A 15,197-nucleotide genomic window follows, 5' to 3' on the forward strand; every position below is an offset into this window, starting at 1 on the left:
AAAAAATAAAAAGTAACGCACATAAAGACAAAATCTTGGCCAATCTATCCAGCATCCCGATCCCTCCTACGGCATCGTGTTTGTGTCCACAGACACCCTGCCGTTATATATAGGCAAATTGTCTCATCGCATAATACTTGCACCGATAACATAGGATACGCCTATGGAAATTACCATAGACAATAAGCCAACGGCGCGATTATCAGCTGCAATTTCCTCATCAACTTTGAACATCGGCGTCAAAAACTCAAATACGAAATACGCAACAAGCAACAGCAACGAACCATATGAACTCCATAAAAGCGTATGGCCAATGCCTTCCTTATGCTCAATCGAATACCTAATAATGTTACAGATTCCAAAAATTTTTCCCCCCGTCGCCATAGCGACTGAAACATTGCCGCGTTTAATCTCGTCCCAATCTTTATATTTGGTGACCATCTCAAATACAGCCAGAAAAATAATAACTGCAAGCAAGGCGGCAGCGAAATAAGCGGCAGTCAACACGTAAGAATTAGAGAAAATAACCAACCCTTTCCCTCCTCCACTGTTAAAAGAATAGTGTCTATTCCTTATTATTTATATATCATACGAAAAAAAAAAGCGGCAGTTTCAGCCGCCGCTCTCTCCGCTATTTCAATTCCACAATCGTGGCGCCAAGCCCACCTTCGCCCTGCCCGCCCCAACGGAACGATTTCACAAGCCGATGGTTACGCAAATATTTCTGCACGCCGAGCCCCAGAGCGCCTGTTCCTTTGCCATGAATAATGGACACTTGATTCAATCCGCTGAGCACTGCCTCATCCAGATACTTGTCAATCCGGATAATGGCTTCTTCTACCGTATGGCCGCGCACATCAAGCTCCATGCGTACCGGTTCGCGCGCAGATGTAATGCGCGTAATCTGCTGGGTCGCTTGCGGCCTTGCCGATTTAAGCTTTTCCAAATTATCGGCTTTGACATTCATTTTAACAATACCAATTTGTACCTGGAACTCGTTGTCGCTCACCTTGCCAACAATCTCACCTTTCTGGTTGAACGACAGCACGCGCACTTCATCTCCCACTTCCAACGGCTGCTGATTAAGCGGCACATTCTTCGGCTTCTGCTTTTTCCTTTTGCGCAGCGTGGGCACCGCCTCTTCCAGTCGCTTGCGCGCTTCAATTAGCTTGTGCTCCTTAATATTGGCGTGCTCTTCTCTCGCGAGCCTCCGCAGGTCAAAAATAATCTGCTCTGCTTCTTTGCGCGCTTTCTCCACAGCGGCACGCGCCTCTTCTTCCGCCTGCCGGTATAACTGTTCCTTTTTCTCCTCCAAAATGGCTAACTCGCGGGCAAGCTCCTCGCGCGCAAGCTCCAATTCCGCGCGCAGATGTTCGACCGTGCGCCGTTCCGCCTCCGCTTTACGCTGATTTTCCTCCAGTGAAGCAATCATCGTATCAATTTCAGTTTCTTCCGTTTTCACGAAATCGCGCGCCTGCTGTAAGATTTTTTCCGGCAGGCCAAGCCGAGAGGCGATGGCAAACGCATTGGAACGGCCTGGGATGCCGACAAGCAAACGGTACGTTGGACGCAACGTTACTTCATCAAACTCCACGCTCGCGTTCACAATCTGCGGACGATCATAGGCATACGCTTTCAGTTCGCTGTAATGCGTCGTTGCCACGAGACGGGCGCCGCGCTGATGTACATAATCAATAATCGCCATCGCGAGCGCCGCGCCTTCCGTCGGGTCCGTTCCCGCGCCCAACTCATCGAACAACACGAGGCTGCGATTATTCACATGTTGAAGAATATGCGAAATATTGGTCATATGGCTCGAGAACGTACTTAAGCTTTGCTCAATGCTCTGCTCGTCCCCAATATCAGCATAAACCCCTTCAAAAATCGTCATCTCAGTGCCTTCTTCAGCCGGAATATGAAGTCCCGCCATCGCCATAAGCGAAAACAGGCCGACGGTCTTGAGCGAAACGGTCTTCCCCCCCGTATTCGGGCCGGTAACAACGATGGCTGTATAGCTCTTGCCCAGTTCAATGTCGATCGGAACAACCTGCTCGGCTGGAATAAGCGGATGACGACCTTTCTTAATGCGGAGATAACCTTTATCATTCATCACCGGCTGTATCGCCTTTAGCGCTTGTGCATATGAAGCCTTAGCGAAAATAAAGTCGGCTTCTGCCAAGCATTCCATATTATGCAGCAACACCTCGGCTACTTCCGCTACTTTCGCCGAAAGCGCGCTCAAAATCTTCTCCACTTCACGCGCTTCTTTTAGCTTTAACTCACGCAATTCATTGCTGATATTGACGACAACCTGCGGCTCAATAAACAGTGTCGCACCCGATGAAGATTGGTCGTGAACAATGCCACCGAACACATGACGGTATTCCTGTTTAACTGGAATAACAAAACGGTCATTACGAATCGTAACGATCGGATCCTGCAACATTTTTTGCGTATTGCTGTTACGGATCATCTGCTCAAGACGCTCACGGATACGTTTTTCGGCGCCGCGAATTTGCCCCCGTATTTGCGAAAGAGCTGAACTCGCCGAATCAACAACTACACCGTTTTCATCGATCGCGCGGTTAATTTCATTTTCCAGGCCTGACAGCCGTTCGACCTGACTTACCAATTCTTTCAAAAGCGGAAGAGATTCTTCTTCTGTAATCGAGGCGATAAATGTTTTTAGGCGTCCGCCACCGTACAGCGTAGACGCGATGTCAAGCAATTCAGTCGTATTAAGCACTCCACCCATGCTCGCTCGTTTACACGCCGAGCGGATATCGCGAATACCGCCGAACGGCACACTTCCACGCAGCCGCAGAACAGTCGTCCCCTCACGTGTCGCTTGTTGGCGACGTTCCACCTCTTCTAGCTCCGCCACAGGAGTTAATTGCTCTATTTTTTCTCTTCCCAGCGAGGAAGAAGCGTAATCCGCAAGCTGCACAATAATTTTATCAAATTCAAGCGTTGACAACGTACGTGCTTCCAACAGAAAACCCCTCTCTACTATAAGTGTGAATAGGGGAGCCTCTTCTTTCTCTCATCCTCTATTCGCAATATGGTGGCTACTTTTCGCCCCTTTGCTATTATATCATTGGCTGCAAGAAGATTTCTCGCTATTACGCTTATCTTCCGGCTTTACTTGTATTTTTTTTCTGAAAATGCCAGGACAACCAGCAAAAAACGGCGATTGTCAAAGGATAAAGCATGGACCAGCCCGTAAACGGAAAGACCGCCGCTGTTAGTAAAAAGGAAAGCCAACTAATGCCCATACCTAATCGGCTGTCCCGCAGCAAGCGGATACCGGCCGCGCAACCGCCTAAATAAGTCAGAATAAAGGTTGCGTTCGGCAATTGGATTAATGTCTTCAAAGATATGATTTCTGTGCTATATAATGTCAGCACAAGCGCAAAACATGCGGCTAGAAACAACAGTCCACCCACCGGAGTGCCCTGCCGCGCTGAAAGGCGGCTAAACCATTCCGGCGCCATCCCTTCTTTCGCCAGCGCATAAGCGAGGCGGGAAGCCGCTCCTATATACGCGATAATCGTCGCTGTACAAATAAATATTCCTGTAATTCCCACTACAATAGCTCCGCTCGTTCCAAACAATCGTTCAATAATCAGCACCAGTGAAACAGAAGAAGCGAAGGCACCGTAGCTCCCGGTGCCAACGGTAGCGAACGCGGTAAAAAAATAAAGCAAGCCAACAATCACCGCAGCGACCGATACGCCTTTCACTGCTTCGCGCTGCGGATCCACAAACTCTTCCGATAAATGCGAGACCGCTTCCCAACCGATGAAACACCAAAATAAAAGCGCAGCCGCTTGCCCGACACTTGCCCAGCCATGCGGCATAAACGGCACAAAGTGAGCTTTCTCAATAGAAGGAACGGCACCCACGACAGCAGTCAACAGTACGGAAGCAATTGCCGCCACAACCGCCACCTGTACCATACCTGCCACTTTCATGCCAAGGAAATTGACCAGCAGCGCACACCCCAGCATGATAGCAGCAGTAGCAATCACCGCACCCCGGCTTAGCCCAAATGCCGCCGCCATATATCCGGCGCCTGTCAGAGCAGCTACCGGGGCGCCGATCGGCACCGCCATCAAGAAAAACCATCCGATGAGCGAACCGGTTTTCGGATGAAATGCGCGGCTGACAAAGTACGCGACCCCGCCCGCGTTCGGAAAACGGGCAGACAGCAAGCCCATCACCAGCGCCATCGGCAACACTAACACCGCCATGATTGCCCAGGCTAGCAAAGATGCCGGTCCAGCTATTTCTGCTGCAAGTCCCGGTACCAGTAAAACGCCAGAACCGAGAACCGCTCCGATATAAAGTGCCACCGCTTGCGGCAAGCCAATTGATTTTTTTAACTTTCCTGTCGTTTCCATTTCCTGTTATCTCCTTTTTTCATCATATATCTTGCTTTCTTTACCATCGTAACTGATAATAATATCATCGGTAAAACAGATGATTCCGATGAAAATCTATCAATAAAACCGATGAAAAAAGGAGGAACAATGGAACTCCGTAATCTACATACATTCAAGGTTGTCGCCGAGGTAAAAGGATTTACAAAGGCGGCGGAACTGTTGTCGTACGCGCAATCAAGCGTAACCGCCCAGATTCAATCGCTTGAAGAAGAACTGAAGACCCGTCTGTTCGATCGTCTCGGAAAAAAAGTCATACTAACCACCGCCGGAGAGAAACTTCTTTCCTACGCAACCCAAATCCTTGAACTGCATGACGCTGCCATACAAGCAATTACATCTGACTCCGTCCCGGCTGGAACACTGATCATCGGCGCACCGGAATCGCTCGCCGCTTTTCGGTTGCCGGCCATTATCCGCGAATACACAACCCTTTATCCACAGGTAAAAATTATTCTTAGACCCGGAGTCTGTTGGGAACTGCGGAGCCTAGCGCGCAACGGCGAGCTTGACGTGGTATTCTTGCTGGAGCCGGAAGCGCAGGAAGCCGATCTCTATATTGAGACGCTTGCAACCGAAAAAATGGTAATTATTGCACCGCCGGAACATCCATTGGCTACAGGTAAGAATATTAAAACACCGGAACTAAAAAACGAAACATTTCTGCATACGGAGCCCGGGTGCAGCTATCGCACACTATTTGAAGCACATCTTAACAGTTGTGGCGTGTTTCCCGGTTCTGACCTTGAGTTTTGGAGCATTGAAGCGATTAAGAACTGCGTTATGTCAGGACTCGGTCTCTCATTTCTCCCTTTGATTACAGTCGAAAAAGAAATCATGGAAGGAAAAATAGCTGCGCTCGACTGGGACGACAGCGCCTGCCGCGTAGCCACACAAATGGCGTATCATAAGAAAAAATGGCTGTCTCCCGCATTAAAAGAATTTCTATCGCTTGTAGGTCAGCATGCAAAACGCTGGCGGCAACAAACATAAATGAGCGAACTCAAAATCCGTATTGCCAAACCCCCTGTTTTTTCGTCTAAAAAATAATTCTAAAAAAAGCCGCTGCGAAATGATGTGCCGCAGCGGCTTCCCGTTCTTCTGTTCATTATAATAAATTGGAGGATCGACCCGTAGACAGTGGACTTTGTATCATTTCTTTTATCCATTGGAACAAATCAGAGGAATACGATGTAGCGTATGAAGCGAGCAAAGACCCGTTTATCGTTTCTTGCACAGCCTCTACAGGCAACAGAGAGGCGACGATAAGAAGCACAAACAAAATAAGCCCATTTTTAACAAGGCCGATCACCCCGCCTGCCAGGTTATTAACAACAGAAAGTCCCGGCAGCCGCGCCGCACTATCCAAAAAGCCACCCACAAACCGAACCGCAAGCCCTGTAGCAAGCGCAAGCAAAACAAAGGCCGCAACATTATAAATGGCCTGTTGAATAAATGGGAATCCGGCCACTTCAGAAAATGTACCGTTCACCTCCGCTTTAGCAAACGGAAACCACTCCGCGAGTCGTACTGCAACCGGACGATAACACAAAAATGCGACAAGAAACGAAGCAATCATGCTGACGATGCGTACCAGTTGTCCTACGAGTCCTTGTCTGTACCCTCGCCATCCGCTAAATAACAATACCACGATCAGGACAATATCAAGAATGTTCATGCTGAATCTTACTCCTCGTTCATTTCGTTCTTCTCTTCCCCGTCTCTGTTCTCCCCTTCCTCTTCTTCTGTCTCTTTCGCCGTTTTCTCCAAAAGTTTAATCAGTTCCTCATATTCCATGCGCAAGCGAAAATATTCATCCGCCATATTCAGCGCGGCGAGTACCGCCAGTTTATTCGTATCAAGCCGGGGATTCGCTTCCGAAATCTTCCGCATCTTGTCGTCCACATACCCGGCGATCATCCGCATATGGGAAGAGCTGCTATCTCCTTTCATCGTGTAGTATTGTCCGTATATTTCAACTACCACTCTTTCTTTGTTCTGTCCTGACACAATACGTCCTCCTCACGTCCTTTTCCATAACTATATTCTACACAATAACACAAATAAGGAAAGCTCGGAAAATGAAAAGGGCCACAAAAATGAGAACAAAAAAAGGAGGCAATCGCCTCATGCGTTCCTCCTTTTTATAAATATACAACCGTTCATTGTCTACCCGCGCAATTCGGCGCCGCACTCCTCCGCGAGCGCTCTGACCACTTTGTCATGCACAGCCTGTACTTCCTCATCCGTAAGCGTCTTTTCCGGATCGCGATACGTGCAGGACAGCGCCACGCTTTTCTTATTCACGCCCAGTTTGTCATCCACGTACACGTCGAAGATACGCACAGATTCCAGCCATTCCCCGGCTGTTTCCTCAATGATATTTTGCAGCGTGCCCGCGCTTACATTACGGTCCACAACAACCGCAATATCACGGCTAATAGCCGGGTATTTGGGCAGCGGCATCATGCCCTGGTGCATGGTTGCAAGCTCCATCAGCAAATCAGCATCCAGTTGGAAGACGTACGTTTCTCCTACATCGTACTTCTGCTCCGCTACCGGATGCACTTGGCCAAGATATCCCGCCGTTTTTCCCTGCAAAACAACATACGCTGTTCTGCCCGGATGCATGCCAGCCAAATCTTTCGCCGGACGATACTCGATTCCGGTAATGCCGAGACGATTGAAAAGAACATCTAGAATGCCTTTTACCAAATAAAAATCAACCGGTTCAGCTTTTTGCTGCCAGTGCGGCCCGACCCAGTTGCCAGTCAGCAAGCCGGCAAGCGCCAGCTTTTCTTCAGGCAGCTTTGTCAATGTTTCTTCATCAGTCAAAAACACTTTGCCAAGTTCAAACAACGCCAAATCACGCTGTTTACGGTTCATATTATACGCAGCTGTCTCCAGCAAATGCGGCAACAAATTCGTACGCAATACGCTTCGTTCTTCACTCATCGGCATCGCCAGCGGAATTGGCTTCGTTTCCCGATATACAGTCGCAAAGTCGAAAGCGATATCCGGATGGGTAAAAGAATATGTGTTAACTTCATCCAATCCCGCACCGTTAAGGACTTGGCGAATGGTTCGGCGCAGCATCTGCTCACGGGTAAGCAATCCTTGCGTATTGTCACCGTACGGCATCGTAGTCGGAATATGGTCGTATCCGTACAAACGGGCCACCTCTTCAATCAAATCCACTTCGCGCGTAATATCCTGACGGCGTGTCGGAACAGTCACAGTAATCACTTCGCCTTCCGTCTTATACGTGAACGCCAAACGTTCAAAAATCGACGTTACATCCTCCAGGGAGAGGCTGGTACCGAGCAAATCGTTTAGACGAGACAAACGCAATACGATTTTTTTGTCTTCTGGCGCCTCGATGATCTGATCAGACACGCCTCGTGCAACTTGACCGCCTGCCAGTTCCACCATCAAAGCGGCAGCACGATTCAGTGCATATTCCACGCCTTTCGGATCGACTTCTTTTTCGAAGCGCAGGCTCGCTTCGGAGCGAAGGCCAAGTTTACGCGCGGTTTTGCGAATGGAAGAGGCAGCAAAATGGGCGGACTCTAACAAAATTGTGTCCGTTTTGTCCGTCACCTCTGAGTTGGCGCCACCCATTACGCCCGCAATACCGAGCGGTTTAACACCGTCCGTAATCAGCAGCATTTCCTCATCCAGCGTACGTTCTACATCATCTAGCGTTACGATTCCTTCGCCTGGCTTAGCAAGACGAACCACGACGCGCCCGTTCTCCACTTTCGAGTAATCAAATGCATGCAACGGTTGCCCTGTTTCTAGCATAACGTAATTTGTAATGTCTACCACATTGTTAATGGGACGCACTCCAGCTGCCATCAGCCGATTCTGCATCCAGATCGGGGACGGGCCGAGCTTAACACCGGAAACCAAACGCGCCATGTAACGACGGCAATGATCCGGCGCTGTAATTTCCACTTCTACTTTGCCATCAATTGGCTCTCCTGTCTCAGCAACAGCTATGTCCGGAAGTTTTACCTTTCGGCCAAGAATAGCGGCCACTTCGTATGCTACGCCGATCATGCTTAAGCAATCCGAACGGTTCGGCGTCAGGCCAAGTTCCAGAACTACATCATCAAGACCAAGAACCGGTTCTATCGGTTGACCAACTTCCAAATCTTCCGGCAGCACAAGAATCCCTTCCTGGATTTCCTTCGGCATCAGCTTATCATTGATGCCAAGCTCTTTTGCTGAACAAATCATGCCATTTGATTCTACGCCACGCAGCTTCGCTTTTTTAATTTTGAAGTCTCCCGGCAGTTTGGCGCCCACCAAAGCGACAGGTACTTTCTGGCCGGCCGCCACGTTTTTGGCGCCGCAGACGATTTGCAATCGTTCGCCGTCCCCTACGTCCACCTGGCATACGTTCAGCTTATCTGCATCCGGGTGCTTTTCTTTTTCGGCCACGTAACCGACCACCACTTTGCTTACGCCCTTATTTACATATTCGACCGCTTCGACTTCGATGCCGCTGCGGGTTAACTTCTCTGCCAGCTCCTCCGGGGTAACGCCGGAGAGGTCAACATATTGCGCTAACCAATTATACGAAACCTTCATCGTTTTCCATCCTCCTTATACCCGGTTGAATTGCTTCAAGAAGCGTACATCGTTCGTGTAGAAATGACGAATATCGTCAATACCGTACTTTAAAAGCGCGATCCGATCGATTCCCATCCCGAAAGCAAAACCTGTGTATTTCTCGGAGTCGTATCCTGCCATTTCCAGCACGCGCGGATGCACCATGCCCGATCCTAAAATTTCAATCCAGCCCGTATGTTTACATGTCCGGCACCCTTTGCCGCCGCACATGCTACAAGATACATCAACTTCCGCGCTAGGTTCCGTAAACGGGAAAAAACTCGGACGCAGGCGAATTTGCGTATTTTCCCCAAACATCTGACGCGCAAAGCTGAGCAATACTCCTTTTAGATCACTCATGCGCACGTTTTCGCCCACCATTAATCCTTCTACCTGATTAAATACATGGGAGTGGGTCGCATCATCGTCATCACGACGATATACGCGGCCGGGACAAATAATCTTAACCGGAACCTTACCTTTCATTTTTTCCATTGTGCGAACCTGAACCGGCGAGGTATGAGTACGAAGTAATATTTCTTCCGTAATATAGAACGAATCCTGCATATCACGCGCCGGATGGTCTTTCGGTAAATTCAGAGTTTCAAAGTTATAGTAATCGGTTTCGACTTCCGGACCTTCGGCTACTGTAAAGCCCATGCCTAAAAAAATATCCTCGATTTGCTCTGTTACAAGCGTAAGTGGGTGGCGGTTGCCAATATGAACGGTACGCCCTGGCAGTGTTACGTCAATCGTTTCACTTGCCAGCTTCGCTTCCACTTCCGCCCGCTCGGCCGCCTCTCTTTTCTCTTCCAGCTTGCTTTCAATCGCTGCACGTACTTCATTGCCTAACTGTCCGATCACCGGTCGTTCTTCCGGGGATAATTTGCCCATACCACGCAAAATTTCGGTTAACAAACCTTTTTTGCCAAGATATTTTACCCGCAATTCCTGCACCTGCGCGGTTCGCTCGATTTGTTCCAGCTCTTTTAGCGCTTCAGCTTTCAAAGCTTCCAGTCTTTCGCGCACAATATATCCCTCCTTAAAATACACACTGTTTATACGAAAATAAAAAAACTCTCACCCGGTAAGGGGCGAGAGGTCGCGGTACCACCCTTGTTCAAGAACAGGCCAAATCCTGCTCTTATCTCATTGCGCTGATAACGGACAGCTTCCGGCATTCCCCCTACTTTACCATTCAGGGGCCGACTCGGGAGTGAATTCGGTGAATGGCCAATCTCAAGAATGCTTCCAGTCGCGGCATTCTCTCCCTGGGAGCGCCTCTTTCACGTACTTGTCTCCGTCATTGCCTTTCTCAATGATATTTGCTGTAAGAACTATTTTAGGACTGATTATATAGTATGTCCGGCAAATAAGCAAGGGTGCAAAAATTACACTCATGATTTTTTTCCTATCTTAATAGTGATTTTTGTCATATACTATATATATATCTTTTTTAAAAAAAGTATTTATGTATCAGTAAAAGATAGGAAATTTGGAGGGAAGGGAGAAGCACATGAACCGACTAGAAACAATCCTTTATGACAAAAAATTCTCGTGTGCCCACTGCGGACATAACTTTACCAGCAAGAAAACGCGTCTGCGCCGCAGCCATCCTTACAAGCGCGATCCCGACTTCTGCGAATACTATGAAGAGCAGTCGGAAAATCCTATTCTATATCATGTTGTTGTCTGTCCGCGCTGCGGCTACTCATTCAACGACCAGTTCCGCAAAAAAGTGCCACAACAAATCGCACAGCTTATCGAAGAAAAAATCACCGCTAACTGGACGCAGAAAGATTATACAGGCATTCGCACGATTCCGGAGGCGATCGTCACTTACAAACTTGCGATTTTCACAGCCAATGTCTGCAAAGAGCCACATTGTGTTATCGCTGGACTCTGTCTGCGTCTCGCCTGGCTATACCGTTATCTGAAGCATACAGAAAACGAACGCCGCTTCCTCAAGCTTGCCCTAAGCGAGTATGAGGCTTCCTATGAGCGGGGAGACTACGTGAGTACAAGCCTATCCGAAATCCGCTTAACATACCTGATTGGCGAACTACACCGTCAGCTCGACAATTACGCTAAAGCGCTTTACTATTTTTCCAAAGTTGTCGAACATCCGCTTCGGGCAAATGAACCGCAAACGGTACGCATGGCCCGTGATCAGTGGCAAAATATGCGGGAAAAGATGAAGCAGCAGGAAAAAAAAGTAAACAATAAAACGTAAAGAAAGGGGACGCTTCTATTGCCTACGTTGCCTCACTGCCTCATACATAAGAACCGAGCCTGCGATAGCAGCATTTAATGATTCAGCCTTTCCGTAAATCGGAATGATCACGTTCTGATCCGCCAATGCGAGCACCTCATCCGAAACCCCGCTTCCCTCGTTTCCTATAACTAAAATGGCCGCTCCCCTATAAGATACATCAGTGTACGGCTTCGCCTCCCGCAGGCTTGTTCCAATAATCCGCAATTCTGGCTGTTGCTGCTTTGCTCGTTCTATGAACTGCGGCAAAGACTCCCGCCATACTGGAAGATGGAACAGCGAACCCATCGTTGCACGGAGCGTTTTGCTATTATACAGATCGGCGCTTCCCTCTCCGAGAATAACGCCATTAAAACCGGCGGCGTCCGCCGTACGGATAAGCGTGCCGACATTTCCCGGATCCTGCAGCTTGTCCAACGCAAGCCACAATCCGCCATTCTGAAGCATATCAGGTTTGTTCTCCCTTATCTTCGCCACAGCTATAATACCCTGCGGCGTTTTTGTTTCCGCCACCTTTTCCAATACCGGACGCGTGACATAGGTAAGGGAAAGCTGTCTGGCGCGCTGAAAGATAGCAAGCCATTCCGGGATATCCAGCCCTTCTTCAAGCAATATCGCCTCCAGCTGCGCACCCGCAAGGCAAGCTTCCTCCACAAGATGCAAACCTTCCAGCAAAAAAAGGCCTGTTTTTTCCCTTTCTTTGCGCGTATGTAATTTCGCCCACTGCTTTATACGTGGGTTTTGTACCGATGAAATGACTTCCATTTATGAACTCCTATCCATTAGGACTCTTCCTCAAACTTTTTCAAATCGTCGTTATGTCCGATCACGATTAAAACATCGCCCTCTTTAATAGAGTCGGACGCGCTCGGGGCAATGTTAAACGAATTGCCGCTCTTGATTGCCATAACGTTCACACCGAACTTCGCGCGAATATCTAGCTCCTGCAAGCTTTTGCCGTCCATCTTTTCAGGGGCTGCCACTTCAGCGATACTATAATCTTCTGCCAGTTCCACAAAATCAAGTACGTTCGGCGAAACTAAGTTGTGAGCCAACCGTAACCCCATATCTCGTTCCGGGAATACGACGCGGTCTGCGCCTACTTTGTACAACACCTGTCCATGGCGCTCATTCTGAGCTTTAGCTACGATCATTTTAACGCCCATCTCTTTGAGAATAAGCGTGGTTAAAATACTCGCCTGAATGTCCGCTCCAATCGCCACTACAACAACATCAAAGTTGCGGATACCGACTTCACGCAGCGCCTGCTCGTCCGTTGAATCGGCCTGAACCGCATGCGTCGCAATATTAATGTGATCTTGAATGCGCTCCTCGTTTTCGTCAATGACCATGACGTCATATCCCATGTTGTAGAGCGCTTGGGCCACACTGGCGCCAAATCGCCCCATCCCAATTACCGCGTAAGATTGACCCGCCATAAATTCCACCCTTTCTCTAATTCGTCCTTTATTATAACATTCTCCTTCTATTGTTTTCGAGAGGGATGAAAATAAAACATTCCGGTGAAACTACAAAACGAATCTATTTTTATCTCGGTAGGGAGTGTGAATAACATGAATATTTCCGACCTTGATTTGCGTGCAGCGATTATGCATAATATGCATGGTTCTTCTAAGGAGGACGTGCGGCACACGATCGTGGACGCTATCAGCAGCCGTGAGGAAAAGACGCTGCCGGGATTGGGCGTTCTTTTTGAACTGGTATGGCAGCAAGCGAACGAGCAAGAAAAAGAAAAAATGATTGAAGCGATTTACCAACAGGTGCAATGAGAAAAAAGGGGTGTCCCAAGTGATGGGGCACCCTTTCGCGTTAACACATATACGCATAGAAAAGCAATAAGCAATCTATATATTGTATTCTGTTTGGGATTAATCCCCCTTTTGAAACCGCCTCGTTTTGCTTAATATTCCTGACGTTTAATTTTTTCAACAGTGTCTTGATCAAGTTTTTTGATGACTTCAACAATAAGTTTGACCGCATTATCGATATCATCGCGGTGCAGGATAGCAGCATGGCTGTGAATGTAGCGGGTAGCAATACCAATCACGACCGAAGGTACGCCTCTGCCGTTCAAATGCATGCGACCGGCATCTGTGCCACCGCGTGCCATGGCATCATATTGAAACGGGATATTGTGCTCTTCCGCTGTCTCTACAACCAGCTTGCGCAGGCTCGGGTGTCCGATCATAGAGGCATCGTATAGCAAAATCTGTGGCCCTTCACCAATTTTGGACATCGCTTCAGATTCTTTTACTCCTGGCGTATCTCCCGCAATGCCAACATCAACCGCAAACGCGATATCCGGATTTACTGCATAAACGGATGTTTGAGCGCCGCGTAAACCGACTTCTTCTTGAACTGTTCCCACGCCATATACTGTGTTCGGATGATCAACTCCTTGTAGCTGCTGTAGCGTCTGAATCGCCATAGCGATACCAACGCGGTTATCCCATGCTTTTGCCATCATTAACTTCGGATTTTTCATAACGGTGAACGGACAAATCGGAACGACCGTATCACCTGGACGGACGCCGAATTCTTCGGCTTCTTCTTTGCTGGAAGCGCCAATATCAATGAACATATCCTTGATTTCCACTGGTTTTTTGCGCGCTTCCGGCGGCAAAATATGGGGTGGAATCGAGCCAATAACACCTTCAATTATGCCGTTGCGCGTTTGCACAGCAACCCGCTGAGCCAGCATCACCTGTTCCCACCAGCCCCCGAGCGGTTGAAACTTCAGAAATCCTTTGTCCGTTATCATCGTAACCATAAAGCCGACTTCATCCAGGTGTCCGGCTACCATAATCTTTGGCCCCTTGTTTCCTTTACGCGCCAATAAACTTCCCAAGTTATCCGTTGTTACTTCATCCGCATACGTCTCTATATATTTGCGCATCACTTCGCGCACCGCGCGCTCATGACCCGGCACACCCGGTGTTTCAGTCAATTCTTTATACATCGCTAACATTTTGTCTTCCATAATCATTCCTCCATTCCTTCGTTTGCGCATACAATCCAAGCTTTCCCTTTCTTCATCCATATTATCGCACAATTTCAACACATACTAAAAGATAAAGGAGGAATGAAATTGGCAAAACGTGTGTTTTTTAACTTTTTGTATAAAGTTGTGTTATTTCCGGGCGTTCTTTATCTCTTGTCTGTCACTTTTCCTTCTCAGTTAATGTTCGAAAACATCAATCACTGGCTGGACGTTAGCCTGCTGCTGCTTGTCATTGGGCTGATAGCGGATGAAGTTGTGCTCGGCATATACGGTATCTACAAAGCAACACTGCAAGGTACTTTAGCGATAGCAGTTATCGTCTATCTATCCGGTTGGCTATTCCCGCAGAGCAAAATTACGCTACTCGGAGGCGTTATAGCTGGAATTTCCCTCGGAACGGTAGAGCTTATTATGCATAGGTATATCCGCGTCAACCAGAAAAAACATAAACGCAAAAACTCCTAACATCCAGCCTTCTTCTTTCGACAGAACACACAAAAATTTTTCTGCAAAAGAACGAATAATTTAACAAAATTCTGATAGTTATTTAATATACAGAGTTCTCATCTTTCAATTCCTACGCAGAAACGTTCACTGCCAAAAATCAAACGGAAAGAGGGATTGGTATGAACACTCTGTTAAAAATTGCTCTTGTTCTGGTGATTATTGGCGCGCTTAACTGGGGACTCGTAGGCTTTTTTCAATTCGACTTGATAGCTGCAATCTTCGGCGGACAGGGTACAATCATTTCCCGTATCATTTACTCCCTGATAGGACTAAGCGGACTATATACCATTACACTCTTGTTTACGTCTGAAAAAGCGAGGATGTAGATAAACCGCAT

At 48.0% G+C, this 15,197-nt stretch carries 15 protein-coding genes; 5 read left to right on the forward strand and 10 right to left on the reverse strand.

Features of this window, described 5'->3' with window-relative positions; translation table 11 throughout:
* Positions 1 to 123: 123 nt before the first annotated feature.
* From BLR88_RS13910 to BLR88_RS13920, 3 genes are all read right to left on the reverse strand, one after another.
* Positions 124 to 531 carry a DUF350 domain-containing protein gene (locus BLR88_RS13910; protein WP_057897794.1) on the reverse strand — a complete coding sequence of 136 codons (408 nt, stop codon included), beginning with the start codon at positions 529 to 531 and terminating at the stop codon, positions 124 to 126.
* A gap of 100 nt (positions 532 to 631) precedes the next feature.
* On the reverse strand, positions 632 to 2,992 hold the full coding sequence (locus tag BLR88_RS13915; RefSeq protein ID WP_057897793.1) for an endonuclease MutS2: 2,361 nt from the start codon (positions 2,990 to 2,992) through the stop codon (positions 632 to 634).
* A 136-nt stretch (positions 2,993 to 3,128) separates the two neighbouring features.
* Positions 3,129 to 4,403: an amino acid permease gene (locus BLR88_RS13920; protein WP_091260942.1), complete on the reverse strand. Its 1,275-nt coding sequence runs from the start codon at positions 4,401 to 4,403 to the stop codon at positions 3,129 to 3,131.
* Positions 4,404 to 4,532: 129 nt separating this feature from the next.
* Between BLR88_RS13920 and BLR88_RS13925 the strand changes: the two genes are divergently transcribed.
* Entirely contained in the window at positions 4,533 to 5,435 is a 903-nt protein-coding gene (locus BLR88_RS13925) for a LysR family transcriptional regulator (protein ID WP_091260945.1), read from the forward strand.
* A gap of 115 nt (positions 5,436 to 5,550) precedes the next feature.
* Here BLR88_RS13925 and BLR88_RS13930 read toward each other — a convergent pair whose 3' ends face one another.
* The 4 genes from BLR88_RS13930 to pheS all read right to left on the reverse strand — a co-directional run bounded on the left by BLR88_RS13930 (position 5,551) and on the right by pheS (position 10,088).
* Complete coding sequence (locus tag BLR88_RS13930) at positions 5,551 to 6,120, reverse strand: CvpA family protein (protein WP_057897790.1); 570 nt, start codon at positions 6,118 to 6,120, stop codon at positions 5,551 to 5,553.
* An 8-nt stretch (positions 6,121 to 6,128) separates the two neighbouring features.
* On the reverse strand, positions 6,129 to 6,452 hold the full coding sequence (zapA, locus tag BLR88_RS13935; RefSeq protein WP_057897789.1) for a cell division protein ZapA: 324 nt from the start codon (positions 6,450 to 6,452) through the stop codon (positions 6,129 to 6,131).
* 159 nt (positions 6,453 to 6,611) lie between these two features.
* A complete protein-coding gene (gene pheT / locus BLR88_RS13940; RefSeq protein WP_091260947.1) occupies positions 6,612 to 9,038 on the reverse strand; it encodes a phenylalanine--tRNA ligase subunit beta in 2,427 nt (808 codons plus the stop codon).
* 15 nt (positions 9,039 to 9,053) lie between these two features.
* Positions 9,054 to 10,088, reverse strand: coding sequence for a phenylalanine--tRNA ligase subunit alpha (pheS, locus tag BLR88_RS13945; RefSeq protein ID WP_057897787.1), 1,035 nt, complete (start codon positions 10,086 to 10,088; stop codon positions 9,054 to 9,056).
* 487 nt (positions 10,089 to 10,575) lie between these two features.
* Here pheS and BLR88_RS13950 point away from each other — a divergent pair, with 487 nt between their 5' ends.
* Complete coding sequence (locus BLR88_RS13950; RefSeq protein ID WP_057897786.1) at positions 10,576 to 11,292, forward strand: DUF2225 domain-containing protein; 717 nt, start codon at positions 10,576 to 10,578, stop codon at positions 11,290 to 11,292.
* A gap of 15 nt (positions 11,293 to 11,307) precedes the next feature.
* Here BLR88_RS13950 and BLR88_RS13955 read toward each other — a convergent pair whose 3' ends face one another.
* Both BLR88_RS13955 and BLR88_RS13960 read right to left on the reverse strand, forming a co-directional pair.
* On the reverse strand, positions 11,308 to 12,096 hold the full coding sequence (locus BLR88_RS13955; protein WP_057897785.1) for a TrmH family RNA methyltransferase: 789 nt from the start codon (positions 12,094 to 12,096) through the stop codon (positions 11,308 to 11,310).
* Positions 12,097 to 12,113: 17 nt separating this feature from the next.
* Positions 12,114 to 12,770 (reverse strand): potassium channel family protein, encoded by a 657-nt coding sequence (locus BLR88_RS13960; protein WP_091260949.1) that lies wholly within the window; start codon positions 12,768 to 12,770, stop codon positions 12,114 to 12,116.
* Between the two features lie 135 nt (positions 12,771 to 12,905).
* Between BLR88_RS13960 and sspI the strand changes: the two genes are divergently transcribed.
* Positions 12,906 to 13,121 (forward strand): small acid-soluble spore protein SspI, encoded by a 216-nt coding sequence (gene sspI, locus BLR88_RS13965; RefSeq protein WP_057897784.1) that lies wholly within the window; start codon positions 12,906 to 12,908, stop codon positions 13,119 to 13,121.
* A 131-nt stretch (positions 13,122 to 13,252) separates the two neighbouring features.
* Here sspI and BLR88_RS13970 read toward each other — a convergent pair whose 3' ends face one another.
* On the reverse strand, positions 13,253 to 14,332 hold the full coding sequence (locus BLR88_RS13970; RefSeq protein ID WP_408863254.1) for a M42 family metallopeptidase: 1,080 nt from the start codon (positions 14,330 to 14,332) through the stop codon (positions 13,253 to 13,255).
* Positions 14,333 to 14,440: 108 nt separating this feature from the next.
* On the opposite strand from BLR88_RS13970, the gene BLR88_RS13975 reads away from it, so the two are divergent.
* Both BLR88_RS13975 and BLR88_RS13980 read left to right on the forward strand, forming a co-directional pair.
* Positions 14,441 to 14,818, forward strand: coding sequence for a DUF2512 family protein (locus BLR88_RS13975; RefSeq protein ID WP_057897782.1), 378 nt, complete (start codon positions 14,441 to 14,443; stop codon positions 14,816 to 14,818).
* Positions 14,819 to 14,979: 161 nt separating this feature from the next.
* Positions 14,980 to 15,186 carry a DUF378 domain-containing protein gene (locus tag BLR88_RS13980; protein WP_057897781.1) on the forward strand — a complete coding sequence of 69 codons (207 nt, stop codon included), beginning with the start codon at positions 14,980 to 14,982 and terminating at the stop codon, positions 15,184 to 15,186.
* Positions 15,187 to 15,197: the final 11 nt, after the last annotated feature.

Source organism: Aneurinibacillus thermoaerophilus (assembly GCF_900099925.1).
GTDB classification, from domain to species: Bacteria; Bacillota; Bacilli; order Aneurinibacillales; family Aneurinibacillaceae; genus Aneurinibacillus; species Aneurinibacillus thermoaerophilus.

Excerpts from the sequence above, each read along its gene's own strand:
- BLR88_RS13920 (WP_091260942.1), bottom strand. The coding sequence starts at position 4,403 with ATGGAAACGACAGGAAAGTTAAAAAAATCAATTGGCTTGCCGCAAGCG.
- BLR88_RS13925 (WP_091260945.1), top strand. The coding sequence starts at position 4,533 with ATGGAACTCCGTAATCTACATACATTCAAGGTTGTCGCCGAGGTAAAA.
- BLR88_RS13930 (WP_057897790.1), bottom strand. The coding sequence starts at position 6,120 with ATGAACATTCTTGATATTGTCCTGATCGTGGTATTGTTATTTAGCGGA.
- pheT (WP_091260947.1), bottom strand. The coding sequence starts at position 9,038 with ATGAAGGTTTCGTATAATTGGTTAGCGCAATATGTTGACCTCTCCGGC.
- BLR88_RS13950 (WP_057897786.1), top strand. The coding sequence starts at position 10,576 with ATGAACCGACTAGAAACAATCCTTTATGACAAAAAATTCTCGTGTGCC.
- BLR88_RS13955 (WP_057897785.1), bottom strand. The coding sequence starts at position 12,096 with ATGGAAGTCATTTCATCGGTACAAAACCCACGTATAAAGCAGTGGGCG.
- BLR88_RS13960 (WP_091260949.1), bottom strand. The coding sequence starts at position 12,770 with ATGGCGGGTCAATCTTACGCGGTAATTGGGATGGGGCGATTTGGCGCC.
- sspI (WP_057897784.1), top strand. The coding sequence starts at position 12,906 with ATGAATATTTCCGACCTTGATTTGCGTGCAGCGATTATGCATAATATG.
- BLR88_RS13970 (WP_408863254.1), bottom strand. The coding sequence starts at position 14,332 with ATGGAAGACAAAATGTTAGCGATGTATAAAGAATTGACTGAAACACCG.
- BLR88_RS13980 (WP_057897781.1), top strand. The coding sequence starts at position 14,980 with ATGAACACTCTGTTAAAAATTGCTCTTGTTCTGGTGATTATTGGCGCG.